At 70.5% G+C, this 18,478-nt stretch carries 16 protein-coding genes; 7 read left to right on the top strand and 9 right to left on the bottom strand.

The window, feature by feature from the left end; translation table 11 throughout:
* Positions 1 to 53: 53 nt before the first annotated feature.
* Both ACIP98_RS16030 and ACIP98_RS16025 read right to left on the bottom strand, forming a co-directional pair.
* Positions 54 to 1,535, bottom strand: a complete 1,482-nt coding sequence (locus ACIP98_RS16030; protein WP_401976573.1) for a globin domain-containing protein — start codon at positions 1,533 to 1,535, stop codon at positions 54 to 56.
* A 255-nt stretch (positions 1,536 to 1,790) separates the two neighbouring features.
* A complete protein-coding gene (locus ACIP98_RS16025; RefSeq protein WP_319663384.1) occupies positions 1,791 to 2,423 on the bottom strand; it encodes an HAD-IB family phosphatase in 633 nt (210 codons plus the stop codon).
* A gap of 375 nt (positions 2,424 to 2,798) precedes the next feature.
* On the opposite strand from ACIP98_RS16025, the gene ACIP98_RS16020 reads away from it, so the two are divergent.
* Positions 2,799 to 3,668 (top strand): GNAT family N-acetyltransferase, encoded by an 870-nt coding sequence (locus tag ACIP98_RS16020; protein ID WP_401976343.1) that lies wholly within the window; start codon positions 2,799 to 2,801, stop codon positions 3,666 to 3,668.
* Positions 3,669 to 3,740: 72 nt separating this feature from the next.
* Here ACIP98_RS16020 and dnaB read toward each other — a convergent pair whose 3' ends face one another.
* Positions 3,741 to 5,216: a replicative DNA helicase gene (gene dnaB, locus ACIP98_RS16015; protein ID WP_319663381.1), complete on the bottom strand. Its 1,476-nt coding sequence runs from the start codon at positions 5,214 to 5,216 to the stop codon at positions 3,741 to 3,743.
* Between the two features lie 452 nt (positions 5,217 to 5,668).
* Here dnaB and ACIP98_RS16010 point away from each other — a divergent pair, with 452 nt between their 5' ends.
* Entirely contained in the window at positions 5,669 to 7,012 is a 1,344-nt protein-coding gene (locus ACIP98_RS16010) for an MATE family efflux transporter (RefSeq protein WP_319663379.1), read from the top strand.
* Positions 7,013 to 7,098: 86 nt separating this feature from the next.
* Here the strand turns inward: ACIP98_RS16010 and rplI are convergent, their stop codons facing one another.
* The 4 genes from rplI to rpsF all read right to left on the bottom strand — a co-directional run bounded on the left by rplI (position 7,099) and on the right by rpsF (position 8,785).
* Positions 7,099 to 7,548 carry a 50S ribosomal protein L9 gene (gene rplI, locus ACIP98_RS16005; protein WP_319663377.1) on the bottom strand — a complete coding sequence of 150 codons (450 nt, stop codon included), beginning with the start codon at positions 7,546 to 7,548 and terminating at the stop codon, positions 7,099 to 7,101.
* Between the two features lie 17 nt (positions 7,549 to 7,565).
* Entirely contained in the window at positions 7,566 to 7,802 is a 237-nt protein-coding gene (gene rpsR / locus ACIP98_RS16000) for a 30S ribosomal protein S18 (RefSeq protein ID WP_026250812.1), read from the bottom strand.
* Between the two features lie 41 nt (positions 7,803 to 7,843).
* A complete protein-coding gene (locus ACIP98_RS15995) occupies positions 7,844 to 8,431 on the bottom strand; it encodes a single-stranded DNA-binding protein (protein WP_319663376.1) in 588 nt (195 codons plus the stop codon).
* A 63-nt stretch (positions 8,432 to 8,494) separates the two neighbouring features.
* The gene (gene rpsF, locus ACIP98_RS15990) at positions 8,495 to 8,785 is read right to left on the bottom strand and encodes a 30S ribosomal protein S6 (RefSeq protein WP_319663375.1); all 291 of its coding nucleotides are present in this window, start codon (positions 8,783 to 8,785) and stop codon (positions 8,495 to 8,497) included.
* Positions 8,786 to 9,075: 290 nt separating this feature from the next.
* Between rpsF and ACIP98_RS15985 the strand changes: the two genes are divergently transcribed.
* The 3 genes from ACIP98_RS15985 (at position 9,076) to ACIP98_RS15975 (ending at position 11,789) form a co-directional block, all read left to right on the top strand.
* Positions 9,076 to 9,417, top strand: a complete 342-nt coding sequence (locus ACIP98_RS15985; RefSeq protein WP_319663374.1) for a hypothetical protein — start codon at positions 9,076 to 9,078, stop codon at positions 9,415 to 9,417.
* Positions 9,418 to 9,589: 172 nt separating this feature from the next.
* Positions 9,590 to 10,711: a peptidoglycan bridge formation glycyltransferase FemA/FemB family protein gene (locus ACIP98_RS15980; protein WP_319663373.1), complete on the top strand. Its 1,122-nt coding sequence runs from the start codon at positions 9,590 to 9,592 to the stop codon at positions 10,709 to 10,711.
* A gap of 46 nt (positions 10,712 to 10,757) precedes the next feature.
* Positions 10,758 to 11,789, top strand: a complete 1,032-nt coding sequence (locus ACIP98_RS15975; RefSeq protein ID WP_401976338.1) for an alanine racemase — start codon at positions 10,758 to 10,760, stop codon at positions 11,787 to 11,789.
* A gap of 69 nt (positions 11,790 to 11,858) precedes the next feature.
* Here the strand turns inward: ACIP98_RS15975 and ACIP98_RS15970 are convergent, their stop codons facing one another.
* The gene (locus ACIP98_RS15970) at positions 11,859 to 13,424 is read right to left on the bottom strand and encodes a glycosyltransferase family 87 protein (protein ID WP_401976336.1); all 1,566 of its coding nucleotides are present in this window, start codon (positions 13,422 to 13,424) and stop codon (positions 11,859 to 11,861) included.
* 141 nt (positions 13,425 to 13,565) lie between these two features.
* A complete protein-coding gene (locus ACIP98_RS15965; protein ID WP_401976333.1) occupies positions 13,566 to 16,346 on the bottom strand; it encodes a transglycosylase domain-containing protein in 2,781 nt (926 codons plus the stop codon).
* Positions 16,347 to 16,693: 347 nt separating this feature from the next.
* On the opposite strand from ACIP98_RS15965, the gene ACIP98_RS15960 reads away from it, so the two are divergent.
* Both ACIP98_RS15960 and ACIP98_RS15955 read left to right on the top strand, forming a co-directional pair.
* Complete coding sequence (locus ACIP98_RS15960; RefSeq protein ID WP_319663368.1) at positions 16,694 to 17,347, top strand: helix-turn-helix transcriptional regulator; 654 nt, start codon at positions 16,694 to 16,696, stop codon at positions 17,345 to 17,347.
* Positions 17,348 to 17,370: 23 nt separating this feature from the next.
* A complete protein-coding gene (locus tag ACIP98_RS15955; protein ID WP_319663367.1) occupies positions 17,371 to 18,453 on the top strand; it encodes an inositol-3-phosphate synthase in 1,083 nt (360 codons plus the stop codon).
* The last annotated feature ends 25 nt before the right edge of the window (positions 18,454 to 18,478 follow it).

The following is an 18,478-nucleotide window of genomic DNA, read 5'->3' as shown; positions in this document are numbered from 1 at the left end:
GCGGTGGTGCGGCAACGTTTTTCCTCGTGAGGCGGGGGCGGGGCCGGAGGGTGTCAGTCGCCTGCCGCGACCAGTTCCTCGATCAGGTCGTGGCGGATGCGCTGCGAGGGGATGCCGCTGCGCAGCAGACTGTCCACGCCCCGGCGGATCATCCCGGGCGGACCGCTCAGATACGCGTCGAACTCCGGCCAGGGGCCGTACTGGTGCACGATCTCCGGCAGTTGACCGTGCAGACTGCCGGGGCCGCCCTCGGAGACCACCGGGCGGACGGACAGCCATGGGTGCGTGCGGTCCAGCCGCAGCAGGGTGTCGAGGTCGTACAGGTCGTGGTCGCTGCGGGCGCCGTAGAAGACCTCCATGGCGCGCCGCCGGCCGTGCTCGGCGACGTCCTCCACCAGCGCCTTGATGGGGGCGATGCCGGTGCCGCCGCCGAGGCAGAGCAGACCGTTGTCGGCGCTGTGGTCCACGACCATGGAGCCGGACGGGGGGCCGAGCCGGACGATGTCGCCCGGCCGGGCGCGGTGCACCAGCGCCCCGCTGACCCATCCGGCCGGGACGGCCTTGACGTGGAAGACGAGCAGGCCGTCGCCGCGGGGGGCCGACGCGAAGGAGTAGTGCCGCCACACGCGCGGCCACCAGGGGGTCTCCAGTGTCGTGTACTGCCCGGCGAGGAAGGGGTAGGGCTGGTCGGGCCGCACGGTGACCACGGCTATGTCCGGGGTGCGCAGGTCGTGCGAGACGATCTCGGCGTGCCACCAGGGCGGAGCGTGCTTCTCGTCGGCGGCCGCGGCGTCGATCATGATCTGCGAGATCGCCGTGTAGGCGCGCACCCAGGCGGCCTCGACCTCGTCGTCCCAGATGTCGGCGGCGTAGCGGGTCAGGGCGCCGATCAGGCATTCGCCGACGGCCGGGTAGTGCTCGGGGCGGGTGCCGTACTTGCGGTGCCCGCGGCCCAGATGGGCGAGGTATTCGGTCAGCGTCTCGGCGTCGTCGATGTGTTCTGCGGCGGTGAGAAGCGCTTTCAGCAATCGGTCGCGCTGGCTGTCCATCGCCGCCGGGAAGAGTTCGCGCAATTCCGGGTGCCGTATGAACAAAAGCGCATAGAAATACGACGTCGTTTTGTCAGCGACGGGGGCGACGGTTTCCATGGTCCTGCGGATCAGTACCGCGTCCGGGCTCGGCCCGTGTTCCGCGGTACGCGGCCCGGACCGCGCCGGCGGGTCCGGGACCGGTGAGGGCGGGGAGGGGGGCGGGGGCGGGGGCGGCGGGTCCGGGACCGGCCGCGGCACCGCGGTGCCGCCGTCGCCGGCGTCCGGCCGCGCGGATATCCGGTGGGCACCCGTCCCCACCGGCCGGATCGGCCGCACCGGTCTGCTGGGCGTCCCGTTCGCGAGGCCCCTCGCGCCCGTGCCGCCCACCGTCCCGTCGTGCTGCGTCCGCGGTCCGTCCGGGGGCCGGCGGGGACTGAACCATCCGTCGGCGTCGGCGTCGGCCCCCTTGCCGGGCCCGGTAACGTTCGTGGTCAGAGCGTCCATGATCAGGTTCGCCTCGAGCTTCTCCCGGTCGGTGTCCGTCGTCGGCACACGTTCTGCACGGAGAGCCTGCCAGGCGCATCACGCCGAATGGACAAATAGCCGGAAGAACGGGAAACGCGGATACGAATCCCGTTAGGCTCGGTTGCCTACGGGGCCCGCCCCCATGCGACACGGAACGCCGCGTACGCTGCGGGCATTACCCGGAGTTATGCATTCCCCAGCGCCGCGGCACCCTTCCCGGCGGGGAATTCACCGTCACCCGGTGACGAGTGCATACGCCTCGCGCAGATCACGTCCCGCGTAGGCGTGGGTCGCCAGGCCGCTCACGTGGTGGTCGCCGTTGACGGCCACCGAGACCGGCACCGCGGCGAAGAGCGCGGTGTCCGACATCGAGTCCCCGTACGCCACGCACTCCCGCCGGCTCACCCCGAACCGGGCGCACAGCTCGTCCGCCGCCGTCACCTTGGACTGCGGGAGCAGGATCCCCGACCGGTCCAGCAGCGCGTCCGGCGCGAACGGCACCTCGGGGAAGACCGACGCCCGCACCTCGTGCACACCCCAGGCCAGCAGCCGCCGGACGAAGAAGTCCGGCGAGAGCGAGATCACGGCGCAGTGCTCGCCGCGGGAGGCGATGTCCGCCCACACCTCGCGTATCCCGGTGAGCCACGGGGCGCCCTCGAAGGCCGCCGCAAGGTGCGCGTCGGTCAGCAGGCCGTACATCCCCCAGGCCCGCTCGGCAAAGCCGGGCGGGTCGAGGAGGCCGCCCGCCAGCGCCGTCTCCAGCTCGCGGAACTCGGCCACCAGGCCCAGCTCCCGGGCGAGTTCCATGCTCGCCGAGGAGCCGTGCATCAGCGTCCCGTCCATGTCGAAGATGTGCAGCCGTCCCACGTTCCCTCTCCCTCGCCGGTCCCTCCGCGACGGTACGCGACCACCCGGCCGGCGCCGAACAGCCGCATCGCCTCTTCCGCCGGCTCGCGCACGTCCCCGGCGAACGGCACGACCAGCACGTGGGAGCGCGCGCAGTGCTCGGCGGTGGACGTACCGACGGGGGCGCAGCGCCGGTCGGCCGTGATGCGTCACCGTCCCCGGCCCCGACGCGTGCAACGGCAGCCACACGACGGCCGGTCGGACTGCCCGGAGAGCCGTCGCCTCCGCGGCCCGCGGCAGGTCCCGGGTGCAACGGGCGGAGGACATCCGGCCCGGCCGATGCCCATAGGGGAAAACTATGCCCGCCGCCCAGCCACCCCCGGCCACGCTTCCCGCATGACATCCCCCTTGCCGCCACTGCCCGTCCGCCGCCTCGGCCCCGGCGACCTCGCCGCCTGCTCGGAGCTCGCCGTCAGCCGTGACTGGGGCGCCGAGGAGCGCAAGTGGCGCTTCCTGCTCACCCACGGCACCGGCTGGGGCATCGACGCCCCCGACGGCCGCGGCCTGGCCGCCACCACCGTCCTCACCCGCTACGCGGGCGGCCTCGCCGCCGTGAGCATGGTGCTCGTCGCCGCGCGCTACGAGGGGCGCGGCGTCGGCCGGCGCATCATGACGCACGTCCTCGGCGAAGCGGGCGACGACACCGTCACCCTGCACGCCACGGACCGCGGCCGGCCGCTGTACGAGAAGCTCGGCTTCCGCACCGTCGGCACCGTCGTCACCCACCGCGGCGGCTTCCGCCCGCCGGCCGCCGACGAACCGGACCCAGCCGCGCCCCGGCCCGCCGGGGAGGCCGACCTGCCGGCCCTGCTCGCCCTGGACGCCGAGGTGTTCGGCGCCGACCGCTCGCCGCTGCTGCAGGATCTCCCCCGGTTCGCCGAACGCACCCTGGTGACCGAAGAGGACGGCAGGCTCACCGGCTACGCCTCCGCCTGGCGCAACGACGGCACCCTCGTCCTCGGCCCGATCGTCGCGGACACCACGGCCGCCGCCCGGCGGCTCGTCACGGCGATCGCCCGCGACGCCGAGGGCCCCGTCCGCCTCGACCTGCGCACCGAGGACCCCCTGCGCCACACCCTCCCCGCCTGGGCGGCCGCACACGGCGTCCTGCCCGCCTTCCCCAACACCCTGATGGTGCTGGGCGACCGCGACCTTCCCGGCGACGACGCCCGGCGCCACACCCCGCTCATGCTGGCCCTGGGCTGACTCCCCGCGGCTCCGCACGCCGTACGGGGAGGAGCGGGACGTGCCCGGGTCCGGGCGGGCGGCACCGGCCGGTCAGGTCTGGGCCATGTCCACGAAGCGGGAGTAGTGGCCCTGGAAGGCCACGGTGATCGTCGCCGTGGGGCCGTTGCGGTGCTTGGCCACGATCAGGTCGGCCTCGCCCGCGCGGGGGGACTCCTTCTCGTAGGCGTCCTCGCGGTGGAGCAGGATCACCATGTCGGCGTCCTGCTCGATGGAGCCGGACTCACGCAGGTCGCTGACCATCGGCCGTTTGTCCGTGCGCTGTTCGGGGCCACGGTTCAGCTGGGAGAGCGCGATGACCGGCACCTCGAGCTCCTTGGCGAGGAGCTTGAGGTTACGGGACATGTCGGAGACCTCCTGCTGGCGGCTCTCGGGGCGGCGCGAGCCGCCCGCCTGCATCAGCTGGAGGTAGTCGATGACGACCAGCCGCAGGTCGTTGCGCTGCTTCAGGCGGCGGCACTTGGCGCGGATCTCCATCATCGACAGGTTCGGGGAGTCGTCGATGTAGAGGGGGGCCGCGGAGACGTCGGGCATCCGGCGGGCGAGCCGGGTCCAGTCGTCGTCGGTCATGTTGCCCGAGCGCATGTGGTGCAGCGCCACGCGGGCCTCGGCGGACAGCAGCCGCATCGCGATCTCGTTGCGGCCCATTTCGAGGGAGAAGAAGACGCTGGGCATGCCGCTGCCGACCGAGCAGGCGCGGGCGAAGTCCAGCGCGAGCGTGGACTTGCCCATCGCGGGACGGGCGGCGATGACGATCATCTGGCCGGGGTGCAGGCCGTTGGTGAGCGAGTCCAGGTCGGCGAAACCGGTGGGCACGCCGGACATCTGGCCGCTGCGGGAGCCGATGGCCTCGATCTCGTCGAGGGCGCCCTCCATGATCTCGGAGAGCGGCAGGTAGTCCTCACTGGTGCGCTGCTCGGTGACGGCGTAGATCTCGGCCTGGGCGGAGTTGACGATCTCGTCCACGTCGCCGTCGGCGGCGTACCCCATCTGCGTGATGCGGGTGCCGGCCTCGACCAGCCGCCGCAGGACCGCGCGTTCGTGCACGATCTCGGCGTAGTACTCGGCGTTCGCCGCGGTGGGCACCGCGTTGACGAGGCTGTGCAGATAGGGGGAGCCGCCGACACGGGTGAGCTCGCCGCGCTTGGTGAGCTCGGCGGCCACCGTGATCGGGTCGGCGGGCTCGCCGCGCGCGTACAGGTCGAGGATCGCCGCGTAGACCGTCTCGTGCGCGGGACGGTAGAAGTCGGCGCCCTTGAGCACCTCGACGACGTCGGCGATGGCGTCCTTGGACAGCAGCATGCCGCCCAGTACCGACATCTCCGCGTCCAGGTCCTGCGGGGGGACGCGCTCGAAGCCGCCGCCACCGCGGTCCTCGTCGCGGTCGCGGTCACGGTCGCGGTCGTCCTTGCGGCGGAACCGGGCGACGGGCAGCCGGTCGCCGGGACCGTCCGGCGGGAAGGGCGGCTCTCCTCCCCAGTGGTCCTCCGCGGGTTCTGGCTGGCTCACCCCCTGCCACCTCCTCCCGTGGACGCGCACCGCTACCGCGGCGTGGCTGTACTTTCCTACGCCATCGCTCTGACAGTTCTGACGAATTCGAGACGCCCGCGCACGCCTGTGGCGCGTCGGGCGACGCCCCACGGTAGGGGTCCTCGGGGCCCGGAGCCAAGACGGTTATCCACAGGGGCTGGGGACGACCTGTTGAAGAAACCGCTTCGCCTGTGGAGAAGCCCGCCCAAGCTGTGTACAGGCCGGGGGACAGCGACGTGGACAAGCACACAATCACCCAATGATCACGGCTCTGACCTGCACTTTCTTCATCCACCCGCTGTGGACAAGAAAAACTTCCCCCTTCGGCTCAAGATCGCGACAAACGACGCGGAGCAGATCACCCTGTGCAGCGACAGGTAATGGACGAAGACCGCTTGCAGCTATTACATGTGGATGATTACGCTGGCCGCGTGCCTCAGACCGCCGAGTTCTCCCGTCAGCAGTCCGCCCGCCGCCACGACCGCGAGATCTTCGGCCTCGCCCTGCCCGCCTTCGGCGCCCTGGTCGCCGAACCGCTCTTCCTCCTGGCCGACAGCGCCATCGTCGGCCACCTCGGCACCGCGCAGCTCGCCGGCCTCGGCGTGGCCGGCGCGCTCCTCACCACCGTCGTCGGCGTCTTCGTCTTCCTCGCCTACGCCACCACGGCCGCCGTGGCCCGCCGGGTCGGCGCCGGCGACCTGCCCGCCGCGATACGCCAGGGCATGGACGGCATCTGGCTCGCCCTCCTGATCAGCGTCGCCGCCGTGGCCGTGACCGTCCCCGCGGCGCCCGCCCTCACCGGCCTGTTCGGCGCGTCGGGCACCGCGGCCCCGTACGCCGTCACCTATCTGCGGATCAGCGCGCTCGGCATCCCCGCGATGCTCGTCGTCCTCGCGGCGACCGGCGTCCTGCGGGGCCTGCAGAACACCAGGACCCCCCTTCACGTGGCCGTCGGCGGCTTCGCCGCCAACGCCGCGCTCAATGTGCTGCTGGTCTACGGCGCCGGGTTCGGCATCGCCGGCTCCGCCTGGGGAACGGTGATCGCCCAGAACGCCATGGCGGCCGTCTACCTCACGGTCGTGGTCCGCGGCGCCCGGCGGCACGGCGCCTCCCTCCGGCCCGATCCGGCGGGTGTCCGGGCCAGCGCCCAGGCCGGAACGCCGCTGCTGATCCGCACACTGAGCCTGCGCGCCGTGCTCATGATCGCCACGGCCGTCGCGGCCCGGCTCGGGGACGTGTCGATCGCCGCCCACCAGATCACCTTCGCCCTGTGGACACTCGCCGCCTACGCCCTCGACGCCCTCGCCATCGCGGGGCAGGCGATCATCGGCCGCCACCTGGGCGCCGGTGACGCCGAGGCAGCAAGGGCCGCCTGCCGCCGCATGGTCCAGTGGGGTGTCGCCGCCGGTGTCCTGATCGGGCTGCTGACGGCGGTGGGCCGGCCGCTGATCGCGCCGCTGTTCACCTCCGACCCGGCGGTGCACTCCGCCCTCGTGCCGGTGCTGCTGGTCGCGGCACTGGCGCAGCCGGTCTGCGGGGCCGTCTTCGTGCTGGACGGCGTACTGATCGGCGCGGGGGACGGCGCCTACCTCGCCGGCTCCACGATCGTCACCCTGGTGGTCTTCGCCCCGGTCGCGCTGGCCGTGCCCGCCCTCGGGGGCGGCCTGACGGCACTGTGGTGGGCGATGGACCTGATGATGCTGACCCGGCTGGTCACCCTGCGACTGCGCGCCCGTTCCGGCAAGTGGGCCGTCACCGGGGCGGTCCGCGCCTGACCGGCCCGGTCCGCCCGATCGGAACACCGGCACGGACGAAGGGCCCGGAACCAGTGGTTCCGGGCCCTTCGCTCACGCGGTGCGGGTCAGCTCGCGACGACCTCGACGTCGAGACCGGCCTCGACCTCGGGGTGCAGGCGCACCGACACCTTGTGCGAGCCCAGCGTCTTGATCGGCGAACCGATCTCGACCCGGCGCTTGTCGACGTCCGGACCGCCCGCGGCCTTGATGGCCACGGCGATGTCGGCCGGGGTCACCGAGCCGAACAGACGGCCGGCTTCACCCGCGCGGGTCGCCAGCTTGACCTTGACACCGGCGAGCTGCGCCTTGACGGCGTTGGCCTGCTCGATGGTCGCGATCTCACGGATCCGGCGCGCGCGGCGGATCTGCTCGACGTCCTTCTCGCCACCCTTGGTCCACGCGATCGCGAAACCGCGGGGGATCAGGTAGTTGCGGGCGTAGCCGCTCTTGACCTCGACGACGTCGCCTGCGGCGCCGAGGCCGCTGACCTCATTGGTGAGGATGATCTTCGCCATTGCTCAGTCACCCTTCCTTAGCGAGCGGTCGAGGTGTAGGGCAGCAGCGCCATCTCACGGCTGTTCTTCACGGCCGTGGCGACGTCGCGCTGGTGCTGGGTGCAGTTGCCGGTGACCCGGCGGGCACGGATCTTGCCGCGGTCGGAAATGAACTTCCGCAGCAGGTTCGTGTCCTTGTAGTCGACGTACGTGATCTTGTCCTTGCAGAACACGCAAACCTTCTTCTTCGGCTTGCGAGCAGGCGGCTTCGCCATTGTCTCTCTCCAGTGTGATCAAGAAGTGTGGTGCGCCGCCCTTAGAAGGGAGGCTCGTCCGAGTAGCCGCCGCCGGAACCGGAGCCACCGCCCCAGTTCCCGCCACCACCCTGGCCGCCACCGGCCGGAGCACTGGTCGCCCAGGGGTCGTCGGCGGGAGCGCCGCCCTGGCCGCCACCGGAGCCACCGCCCCAGTTGCCGCCACCACCCTGACCGCCGCCGCCGTAACCGCCCTGACCGCCGCGGGCGCCGCCGGCACCGCCGCCGCTCGCCCGGGTGATCTTCGCGGTCGCGCTGCGCAGGCTGGCGCCGACCTCGTCGACGTCCAGCTCGTAGACCGTCCGCTTGACGCCCTCACGGTCGTCGTAGGTCCGCTGCTTCAGCCGGCCCTGCACGATGACGCGCATGCCCTTCTGAAGGGACTCCGCCACGTTCTCCGCCGCCTGCCGCCAGACCGAGCACGTGAGGAAGAGGCTCTCGCCGTCCTTCCACTCGTTGGTCTGCCGGTCGAAGGTGCGGGGGGTGGACGCGACACGGAACTTCGCGACCGCCGCACCGGAGGGGGTGAAGCGCAGCTCGGGGTCGTCGACGAGATTGCCGACGACCGTGATGACGGTCTCGCCTGCCATGGTGGGTGACCTCTCGGCTTTTCTTGGCTGCTCGGTATCCCGAAATGCCGTGAGCCGTCAGGCTCAGTGGGTTTCGGGGCGGAGGACCTTGGTCCGGAGGACCGACTCGTTCAGGTTCATCTGACGGTCGAGCTCCTTGACGACCTCGGGTGTGGCGTTGAGGTCGATGACCGAGTAGATGCCCTCGGGCTTCTTCTTGATCTCGTAAGAGAGACGACGACGGCCCCAGGTGTCGATCTTCTCGACCTTGCCGCCGCCCGTACGGACGACACCAAGGAAGTTCTCGATCAGCGGGGAGACAGCACGCTCCTCGAGATCGGGGTCGAGGATCACCATCACCTCGTAGTGACGCATGTGGAACCCACCTCCTTCGGACTCAGCGGCCATGGCGTTTCCATGGCAGGAGGGTTTGCATCGCGTCGCAACGGTATCGCGGGCCACCGACAACGCCCTGGGCGTTCCGCGGATCGCTCCCCGGAGGCCTTGCGGACCGTTGTGTGGGCCTGCACAGACACCGGTGCAGACGGTACACACTACCCGGCCCTGTGCTTCCGGTTGAAATCCGCCCGTGGAAGACCGCAATCTGTACACATCGGGTGTGTCCGGCGCTACGATGCGCCACTTCTCCATCACGGAGGTGCCCCATGGCACAGGCAGTACGACCCACCACCGACGCCCGTCACCACCACCGCTTCCGGTTCTTCACCTTCAACAGCGACGGCCGGCCCCACCCGGTGGAGAACGGCCTCGCTGTCGCGACGCTCGTGCTGGGCCTGCTCGCCTCCATCGCCGCCTTCTGGAGCGGACTGCACCTGCTCAGCTCCTGGGCCGGACTGATCGGCCTGCTCGTCGGCGCCTACGGGCAGTACCGCTCGGTCACCACCGCGGAGCGCTTCGTCTTCATCATCGGGATGGGTCTGGCCGGCGTCGGCTTCTACATCGGCATGGCCCACGGCGGCCTCTTCGGCGGAGTGCTGGGGGGATAGCCGGCGGCGGACGGAACCGGCTCGGGGCCGTCCGGGCCTGAGCGGTCGCCTCCGGTTGTCCACAGCCCTCGCGGGGGCGTTCGCCGTTCGCAGTAGGCTTCGGCGCAGTAGTAGTGCAGTAGTAGTGCAGACAGAGACGCCTTAGCCGCAGCAGCGATGGGGAGCGCCCCGCATGAGCTTGACCCTGAGGACCATCAGTCGGGAACAGCACCTGGCGTACATCCAGAGCCTGCCCTCGGCGAGCCACTGCCAGGTCCCCGCCTGGGCGGACGTCAAGACCGAATGGCGCTCGGAGAACCTGGGCTGGTTCGACGACAGGACCGGTGAACTGGTCGGCGCGGGCCTGGTCCTGTACCGGCAGCTGCCCAAGGTGAAGCGGTACCTGGCGTACCTGCCCGAGGGCCCGGTGATCAACTGGTACGCGCCCAACCTGGAGGACTGGCTGCGCCCGATGCTCGCGCATCTGAAGCAGCAGGGCGCCTTCTCCGTGAAGATGGGCCCGCCCGTGGTGATCCGCCGCTGGGACGCGAACGCCATCAAGGCGGGCATCGCGGACCCGGACGTCAAGCGCCTGCGCGACGTCGAGGCGACCTTCATCGAGCCCCGCGCCTTCGAGGTGGCGGACCGCCTGCGCCGCATGGGCTGGCAGCAGGGCGAGGACGGCGGCGCCGGCTTCGGCGACGTGCAGCCGCGCTACGTCTTCCAGGTCCCGCTGGAGGACCGCAGCCTGGACGACGTCCAGAAGGGCTTCAACCAGCTGTGGCGGCGCAACATCAAGAAGGCCGAGAAGGCCGGCGTCGAGGTCGTCCAGGGCGGCTACGACGACCTGGCCGTGTGGCAGCAGCTGTACGAGGTCACCGCCGAGCGCGACCACTTCCGGCCCCGCCCGCTGTCGTACTTCCAGCGCATGTGGAAGGTGCTCAACACCGAGGACCCCAACCGCATGCGCCTGTACTTCGCCACGCACGAGGGCGAGGCGGTCGCCGCCGCGACGATGCTCGTCGTCGGCCGGCACGTCTGGTACTCCTACGGCGCCTCCGCCAACCACAAGCGCGAGGTGCGGCCCAGCAACGCCATGCAGTGGCGCATGCTGCGGGACGCCTACGCGCTCGGCGCGAGCGTGTACGACCTGCGCGGCATCAGCGACTCCCTGGACGAGAGCGACCACCTCTTCGGGCTCATCCAGTTCAAGGTGGGCACCGGCGGGCAGGCTGCCGAATACCTGGGCGAGTGGGACTTCCCGCTCAACAAGCTGCTGCACAAGGCGCTCGACATCTACATGTCGCGCCGCTGACCCGCCCGCCCGACCGCCGACACCACGAAAGGCCACCCCACCCGCCATGGCGCTCTCCCTGTACGTCGACACCGTGCGCTGGCGCGCGCACCAGCAGTCCGTGGCGGAGCAGTTCCCGGGGCTGATCCCGGTCTGCAAGGGCAACGGATACGGCTTCGGCCACGAGCGCCTGACGGAGGAGGCCATCCGCCTGGGCGCGGACATCCTGGCCGTCGGCACGACGTACGAGGCCGCGAGGATCAAGGACTTGTTCGGCGGCGACCTGCTCGTCCTCACCCCGTACCGGCTGGGCGAGGAGCCGGTCCCGCTGCCGGACCGGGCCATAAGGTCCGTCTCGTCGGTGGAGGGCGTGCGCGGCCTGGTCGGCGCGCGGGTCGTCATCGAGGTCATGAGCAGCATGAAGCGCCACGGCGTGAGCGAGGACGACCTCGTGAAGCTGCACTCGGCCATCGACGACGTCCGTCTGGAGGGCTTCGCCATCCACCTGCCGCTGGACCGCACCGACGGCTCCGACGCGGTGGAGGAGGTCTTCCACTGGATGGAGCGGCTGCGCGCGGCCCGGCTGCCGCTGCACACGCTGTTCGTCAGCCACCTCAAGGCGGGCGAGCTGGAGCGGCTGCGCACCCAGTTCCCGCAGACCCGCTTCCGGGCCCGGATCGGCACCCGGCTCTGGCTCGGCGACCACGAGGCGACCGAGTACCGGGGCGCCGTCCTGGACGTCACCCGCGTCGCCAAGGGCGAGCGCTTCGGCTACCGCCAGCAGAGGGCGGGCGAGGACGGCCACCTGGTGGTCGTGGCGGGCGGCACCTCCCACGGCGTGGGCCTGGAGGCCCCCAAGGCCATGCACGGCGTCATGCCCCGCGCCAAGGGCGTCGCCCGGGCAGGCCTGGCCACCATCAACCGCAACCTGTCGCCCTTCGTGTGGGCGGGCAAGCAGCGCTGGTTCGCCGAGCCCCCGCACATGCAGGTGTCGATCCTCTTCCTGCCGGGCGACGTCGCCCCGCCCGCCGTCGGGGACGAGCTGGTGGCCCATCTGCGGCACACCACGACCCAGTTCGACCGCGTCGTCGACCGCTGACGCCGCGCTCCGCGCACGGTGAGGCCCCCGAGCCACAGGGCTGCGGGGGCCTCAGGAGCGCCGTGGAGGTCAGGCCGGCGGGTTCGGGTCCACGCCCCACTGCACGGGCTGCTGGACCGGCCTCCCGGGCCCGTACGCGCCCTCCGGGCCGGCGAACGGGACGGCGTGGCGCGCATGGTGGCCCGAGCGGCCCAGGGTGACCTTGTCCTCCGCCTCGTCCAGCACACCGCCCGAGGGGTCGTCCGAGCCGTCCCGGCGGACCGGGTCGCGCTCGGGGAAGAGCACGTCGCGCACGACGACCGCGCACAGGTAGAGCGTTCCCAGCAGGTGCGCCCCGATGGCGAGGTGGTAGCCGTACATCGGCAGCCCCTTGTTGCCGCCGCCCGTGGTGTAGGCCAGGTAGAGCCAGATGCCGAGGAAGTACATGACCTCGGCTGCCTGCCAGATCAGGAAGTCGCGCCAGCGCGGCCTGGCGAGCGCGGCCAGCGGCACCAGCCACAGCACGTACTGCGGTGAGTAGACCTTGTTGGTCAGGATGAAGGCCGCGACGACGAGGAAGGCCAGCTGTGCGAAGCGCGGCCGCCTGGGCGCCCACAGCGCCAGCAGGCCGATGCCGACCGCCAGCAGCGCGAACAGCACCGCGGCATAGAAGTTGACCACGGTCCGGTCGAGCGAGATGCCGGTCTCCTGGGTGATGATCAGCCAGAAGGAGCCGTAGTCGACGCCGCGTTCCTGGCTGAAGCCGTAGAACCGCCACCAGCCGTCCGGGGCGAGGAGCGCCACCGGCAGATTCACCACCAGCCAGGCGCCCGCCGCACCGCCCGCGGCGACGCCCCACGCCTTGAGCCTGCCCGCCCGCAGGGCCAGCACCAGCAGCGGCCACAGCAGGAACACCGGGTACAGCTTCGCGGCCGTCGCCAGGCCGATCAGGATGCCCGCCGCCAGCGGCCGGCTGCGGGACCACAGCATCATCCCGACCGCGGCGAGGGCCACCGCGAACAGGTCCCAGTTGATCGTCGCGTTCAGCGCGAACGCGGGTGCCAGCGCGACCAGCAGCGCGTCCCAGGGACGGCGGCGGTTGGTGCGGGCCACGCAGACCGCGATGACCGCGGCGCACGCCATCAGCATCCCCGCGTTGACCAGCCAGTAGATCTGCTCGCGGTGCTGGATCGTGCCGCCGTGCGGGGTCAGCCAGGAGGCGACCTCCATGAAGACGCCGGTCAGGACCGGGTACTCCAGGTAGCCCATGCCGCCGGAGACCTTGTCGGGGATGTGGTCGAAGTACGGCACCAGGTCGTCGGCGAAGCCGCGGCCGTAGTACAGGTGCGGGATGTCGGAGTAGCAGGCGTGGCTGTACTGGGCGTTCGCCCCGAAGAACCAGCCGCTGTCGTAGCAGGGCAGCTTCTGCACCATGCCGAGCGCGAACATCCCGATCGCCACGAGCACGATGACCCGCAGCGGGTTCCACCACCCGCCGCGCCCCACGGCGGCGAACCGCCCCAGCGGCCCCCCGATGACCTCGCTCCCGGCCCGGGCGACCGGGTCCTCCCCCGTCGGGGGAACGACCTCCTCCGCCTCCCGGGCCTCGTCGGCCGCCCCGGCCTCCCGGTGGTGGTCTTCGCGCACGCTCGTCATGCGGACATCCTGCCCTACGCGGCTGAGCGCGGCCGTCCCGTTCCTGACGCCGCCGCGAACGGCCGCGGCCGCGGAGGGCGTGATGCCCTCCGCGGCCGCGGATCGGTGCGGGTGCGGTCCTCGGGCGGGGCCGCGGCGGTCTCAGCCGTTGGGCCCCTGGAAAAGACCGGTGCCCTTGGTACTGCTGGAGGAGACGGACGGACTCGAGGAGTCCGAGGGCAGGCCGCCGCCCGGGCCACCGCCGTTGTCGCCGCCGCCGTTGTTGCCGCCGCCACCGTTGTTGTTGCCGCCGTTGCCGGGGTCCTGGCAGCCCAGCCAGGCCTTGCAGGTGTCCGTCGGCGTGGGCGTCAGCGTCGGGGTCGGCTTGGTGAACGTCGGGGTGGGCGTCGAGCTCGCGCTCTGGGTGGGCGAGGCCGAGACGGACGGGCTCGGCGACGCGGGGGCGCCCAGCTCGTCGTGGATGTCGCCGATCTTGACCGGCTTCGGGAAGCCGGTGTCCTGCGAGCCCTCGAGCGCCGACTTCATGTACTCGGTCCAAACCTGGGTCGGGATGTCACCACCGTGGATGGACTCGACGCCCGCCGTGCCGTTCATCGAGAGCAGGCTGTGCGTCTTCGGGTTCTCGCGGAACATCGCGATCGAGGTCGACAGCTGCTGGGTGTAGCCGACGAACCAGGCCGACTTGTTGCTGTCGGTGGTACCGGTCTTGCCGGCCGCCGTCCGGCCCAGCGCCAGGGCCTTCATACCCGTACCCTTCTGGATCACGTTCTGCAGCACGTCGGTGACGTTGTCCGCCACCTCCGACGGCATGGCCTCGGTGGCCTTGGGCTTGTCGAAGCCGGGCACCTCCACACCGCCTTGCTTGACCGAGGTCACCGAGTACGGCTCGGTGTGCTTGCCCGAGGCGGCGAAGGTCGCGTAGGCGTCGGCCATGCGGACGGCGCTCGGCGTCGAGGTACCCAGGGCGAACGAGGCGTTCCGGCCGGCCAGCGACTCCTTGAGGATGCCGGCCTTCTCGGCGACCGAGGCCACCTTGTCCATGCCGACGTCCATGCCGAGCTGCACGAAGGGGGTGTTGATCGACTGCTCCATCGCCTTGCGCAGCGTGATGTAGCCCCAGGGGTAGTCGCTCTCGTTCTCCTGGTAGAAGGGCGTGTTGTCCTTCTTCAGGACGTCGGTGCCGTCGTTGTTCTTGACCCTCAGGTGGTCGTTGCCGTTGTACTTGCTCAGCGGCGAGATCCCCTCGCCGTGGCTCCGGTACGTGCCGTACTCCATGGCGGCGGCGAGCACGAACGGCTTCCACGTCGAACCGACGGGCACACCCGAGGTGTTGGCGTTGTTGGTGAAGTGGTTGTTCTCGAAGCCGGGGCCGCCGTAGATCGCGACGATCGCGCCGTCGTTCGGCTTCACCGACGCCGCGCCGAACTGGACGTACTTGTCCTTCTCGCGCTTCTTCGGCTTGAGGTTGGCGTCCTCGACCTTCTTGACCGCCTTGGCCAGCGCGTCCACCTTCGGCTTCTCGAAGGTCGTGTAGATCTGGTAGCCGCCCTGGTCGAGCTCCGCCCGGCTGATCTTGGAGTGGCTGAGCACGTAGTTCTTGGCGGTGTCCACCAGGTAGCTGATCTGGCCGGTCATGCCCTTGGTGGCCTTCAGGCCCTGCGGCATCGGGTACTTGGCGACGGCCTTGTCGTACTGGTCCTTGGTCAGGTGGCCGTCCTTGTACATCTCACCGAGGATCCAGCGCCAGCGGTCCTCGGAGTTCTTCCGGTTCGCCTCGGGCGTCGCGATCTTGTCGATGCTCACGTTGCCGGCCGGGTCGTAGTACGTGGGGCCCTTGAGCAACGCGGCGAGGAAGGCGCACTGGCTGTCCGTCAGCTTCTCGGCGTCCCTGCCGTAGTAGGTCTGGGCCGCCGCCTGGATGCCGTAGGCACCGCGTCCGTAGTACGAGGTGTTCAGGTAGCCCTGAAGGATCTGGTCCTTTTTGAGCTTCGTCCCCACCTTTATGGAGATGAAGAGCTCCTTGAACTTCCGGCTGACCGTCTGGTCCTGGCTCAGGTAGGTGTTCTTGACGTACTGCTGGGTGATCGTCGAACCACCCTGCGCGTCACCGCCCTTGGCCATGTTGAACAGGGCCCGGCCGATGCCCATGGGGTCGACGCCGGAGTCCTTCTCGAAGGTCTTGTTCTCCGCCGAGATGACCGCGTACTGCATGGACTTCGGGATCTCGGCGAGCGTGACGTTCTGCCGGTTGGCACCGGTGCCGGTCGCCACCATGCGGTCGCCGTTGGCCCAGTAGAAGACGTTGTTCTGCGACTTGGCGGCGTCGTTCTCATTGGGGATGCCGACCATCGCGTAACCGATGCCCGCGGCGGCCACCAGACTGCCGAAGAAGAAGACGCACAGGCCCGACACGAGCTTCCAGGACGGCACCCAGCGCTGCCAGCCGTCCCTGCCCCAGCGGGGGTAGTCGAGGATGCGCTTCTTCGGCGGCTGGCCGCCGCCGCGCCCGCCCCCGGCACCCGCCCCTGCTCCCGCGGTGCGGCGACGGCCGCCCTTCTGTGTGGACTGGGCCGCGCGGCGTGCGGCTGCGCGGCCCTGGTACGGGGGCTCGCCCCCGCCCCGGCGTCCGCCCTGACCCGCACCCGGGACCGCGCCGTGGCCGGCGCTTCCCCGTGCGCCCTGTCCGGCGCCGGGCGGACGTCCGCCCTGGCCCTGACCCGGGACGGCGCCGTCCCGGCGAGGCTGCTGGCGCGGACCGCCGCCCGCCCCCTGGGCCGGACCGGCTCCGCGTGTGCCGTACGACTGCGATGGCGGCGCTTCCCGCCGGCCTCCTGGCGGCGGTTGCTGCTGCGCGCCGCGCCGGGCGGCTGCGCGGCCGCCGCCGGGCGGCGTCTGCGGCGGCTTGCGACGGTGCTCGCTCATGAACAGCTACTCCTAGGACAGGCGGGATCGCCTGAAAGCGGCAGTGGTTTTCCGGTCCCCCCGGCGTGCGTTGGCCGCACTGCACCACGGACAAGGACGCTCACTTGCGCCTCACGGTTCCCGGTGCTCTGCATGGCGAACAGAGTACGCAGGGTCAAAAGACGCGCTAGCGCGATCTTCATCACATAAGGGGCGGTTGACGCTGTGCAGATTTCCCGATGTGACGTCGGTCACCGTGCGCCATCTTGCGGGGCCCGGTCGGGCGTTCTATCGTCACGATGTATCGAGCCGATACATCGCGGCGAGATAAGAGGCGACGACGGCAAGGACGGAGGCGTGACGAGGGCATGAGCAAACGCTCGGGCATCCTCGAGTTCGCCGTCCTGGGCTTGCTGCGCGAATCCCCGATGCACGGTTATGAGCTGCGGAAACGGCTCAACACCTCGCTCGGTGTGTTCCGCGCGTTCAGCTACGGGAGCCTCTACCCCTGCCTCAAGACACTGGTCGCTCAGGGCTACCTGGTCGAGGAGACCGGCCCCGAGTCCGATCCGCTCACCGCGCCGCTGGCCGGCCGGCGGGCGAAGATCGTGTACCGGTTGACGGCGGCCGGCAAGGAGCACTTCGAGGAACTGCTCGCCCACTCCGGACCGGACGCATGGGAGGACGAGCACTTCGCTGCTCGTTTCGCCTTCTTCGGCCAGACGTCCAGGGACGTACGGATGCGCGTCCTCGAAGGGCGGCGCAGCCGCCTCGAGGAACGGCTGGAGAAGATGCGCGCGTCCCTCGCGCGCACCCGTGAGCGGCTCGACGACTACACGCTCGAGTTGCAGCGGCACGGCATGGAGTCGGTGGAGCGCGAGGTCCGCTGGCTGAACGAGCTGATCGAGACCGAGCGGGCGGGGCGCGGCAGGCCGCCCCTGTCCGCTCCGTCCTCCGACGCCGAGCAGGACAACCAACAGGAAAACGACGAGGGACCCGGCAGCGACCGGGGATCCGCGTGACGATCACACAGGGAGCAACCGGAATGGGTTCGGTTCGCGTAGCCATCGTTGGCGTGGGCAACTGCGCCGCGTCGCTGGTGCAGGGTGTCGAGTACTACAAGGACGCCGACCCGGCCGGCCGCGTGCCCGGCCTCATGCACGTGCAGTTCGGCGAGTACCACGTGCGTGACGTCGAGTTCGTGGCGGCCTTCGACGTGGACGCCAAGAAGGTCGGCCTCGACCTGGCCGACGCCATCGGTGCCAGTGAGAACAACACCATCAAGATCTGCGACGTGCCGCAGACGGGCGTGACCGTTCAGCGCGGCCACACCCTGGACGGTCTGGGCAAGTACTACCGCCAGACCATCGAGGAGTCCGGCGAGGAGCCGGTGGACATCGTCCAGATCCTCAAGGACCGCCAGGTCGACGTGCTCGTCTGCTACCTGCCGGTCGGTTCCGAGGCCGCCGCCAAGTTCTACGCGCAGTGCGCCATCGACGCCAAGGTCGCGTTCGTCAACGCCCTGCCGGTGTTCATCGCCGGCACCAAGGAGTGGGCGGACAAGTTCACCGCGGCCGGCGTGCCGATCGTCGGCGACGACATCAAGTCCCAGGTCGGTGCCACCATCACGCACCGCGTGCTGACCAAGCTCTTCGAGGACCGCGGTGTCGTCGTCGAGCGCACCATGCAGCTGAACGTCGGCGGCAACATGGACTTCAAGAACATGCTCGAGCGCGAGCGCCTGGAGTCCAAGAAGATCTCCAAGACGCAGGCCGTCACCTCGCAGATCCCGGACCGCGAACTGGGCGAGAAGAACGTCCACATCGGCCCCTCGGACTACGTGGCCTGGCTGGACGACCGCAAGTGGGCATACGTCCGCCTGGAGGGCCGTGCGTTCGGCGACGTCCCGCTGAACCTGGAGTACAAGCTCGAGGTCTGGGACTCCCCGAACTCCGCCGGCGTCATCATCGACGCGCTGCGCGCCGCGAAGATCGCCAAGGACCGCGGCATCGGCGGCCCGATCCTCTCGGCCTCCTCCTACTTCATGAAGTCCCCGCCGGTGCAGTACTTCGACGACGAGGCCCGCGAGAACGTGGAGAAGTTCATCCGCGGCGAGGTCGACCGCTGATCGGCGGTACAACCACCGTTCACCG

The sequence above is a fragment of the Streptomyces sp. NPDC088354 genome (genome assembly GCF_044753585.1).
Taxonomy (GTDB): domain Bacteria; phylum Actinomycetota; class Actinomycetes; order Streptomycetales; family Streptomycetaceae; genus Actinacidiphila.
The sequence above is the reverse complement of the archived record's forward strand: the minus strand, read 5'-3'. Positions and strand labels throughout refer to the sequence as shown.

Bases quoted from the DNA above. Each gene is read 5' to 3' on its own strand.
- ACIP98_RS16030 (WP_401976573.1), bottom strand. From the start codon at position 1,535: ATGGACGCTCTGACCACGAACGTTACCGGGCCCGGCAAGGGGGCCGAC.
- ACIP98_RS16020 (WP_401976343.1), top strand. From the start codon at position 2,799: ATGACATCCCCCTTGCCGCCACTGCCCGTCCGCCGCCTCGGCCCCGGC.
- rplI (WP_319663377.1), bottom strand. From the start codon at position 7,548: ATGGCGAAGATCATCCTCACCAATGAGGTCAGCGGCCTCGGCGCCGCA.
- rpsR (WP_026250812.1), bottom strand. From the start codon at position 7,802: ATGGCGAAGCCGCCTGCTCGCAAGCCGAAGAAGAAGGTTTGCGTGTTC.
- ACIP98_RS15995 (WP_319663376.1), bottom strand. From the start codon at position 8,431: ATGGCAGGCGAGACCGTCATCACGGTCGTCGGCAATCTCGTCGACGAC.
- rpsF (WP_319663375.1), bottom strand. From the start codon at position 8,785: ATGCGTCACTACGAGGTGATGGTGATCCTCGACCCCGATCTCGAGGAG.
- ACIP98_RS15985 (WP_319663374.1), top strand. From the start codon at position 9,076: ATGGCACAGGCAGTACGACCCACCACCGACGCCCGTCACCACCACCGC.
- ACIP98_RS15980 (WP_319663373.1), top strand. From the start codon at position 9,590: ATGAGCTTGACCCTGAGGACCATCAGTCGGGAACAGCACCTGGCGTAC.
- ACIP98_RS15975 (WP_401976338.1), top strand. From the start codon at position 10,758: ATGGCGCTCTCCCTGTACGTCGACACCGTGCGCTGGCGCGCGCACCAG.
- ACIP98_RS15970 (WP_401976336.1), bottom strand. From the start codon at position 13,424: ATGACGAGCGTGCGCGAAGACCACCACCGGGAGGCCGGGGCGGCCGAC.
- ACIP98_RS15965 (WP_401976333.1), bottom strand. From the start codon at position 16,346: ATGAGCGAGCACCGTCGCAAGCCGCCGCAGACGCCGCCCGGCGGCGGC.
- ACIP98_RS15960 (WP_319663368.1), top strand. From the start codon at position 16,694: ATGAGCAAACGCTCGGGCATCCTCGAGTTCGCCGTCCTGGGCTTGCTG.
- ACIP98_RS15955 (WP_319663367.1), top strand. From the start codon at position 17,371: ATGGGTTCGGTTCGCGTAGCCATCGTTGGCGTGGGCAACTGCGCCGCG.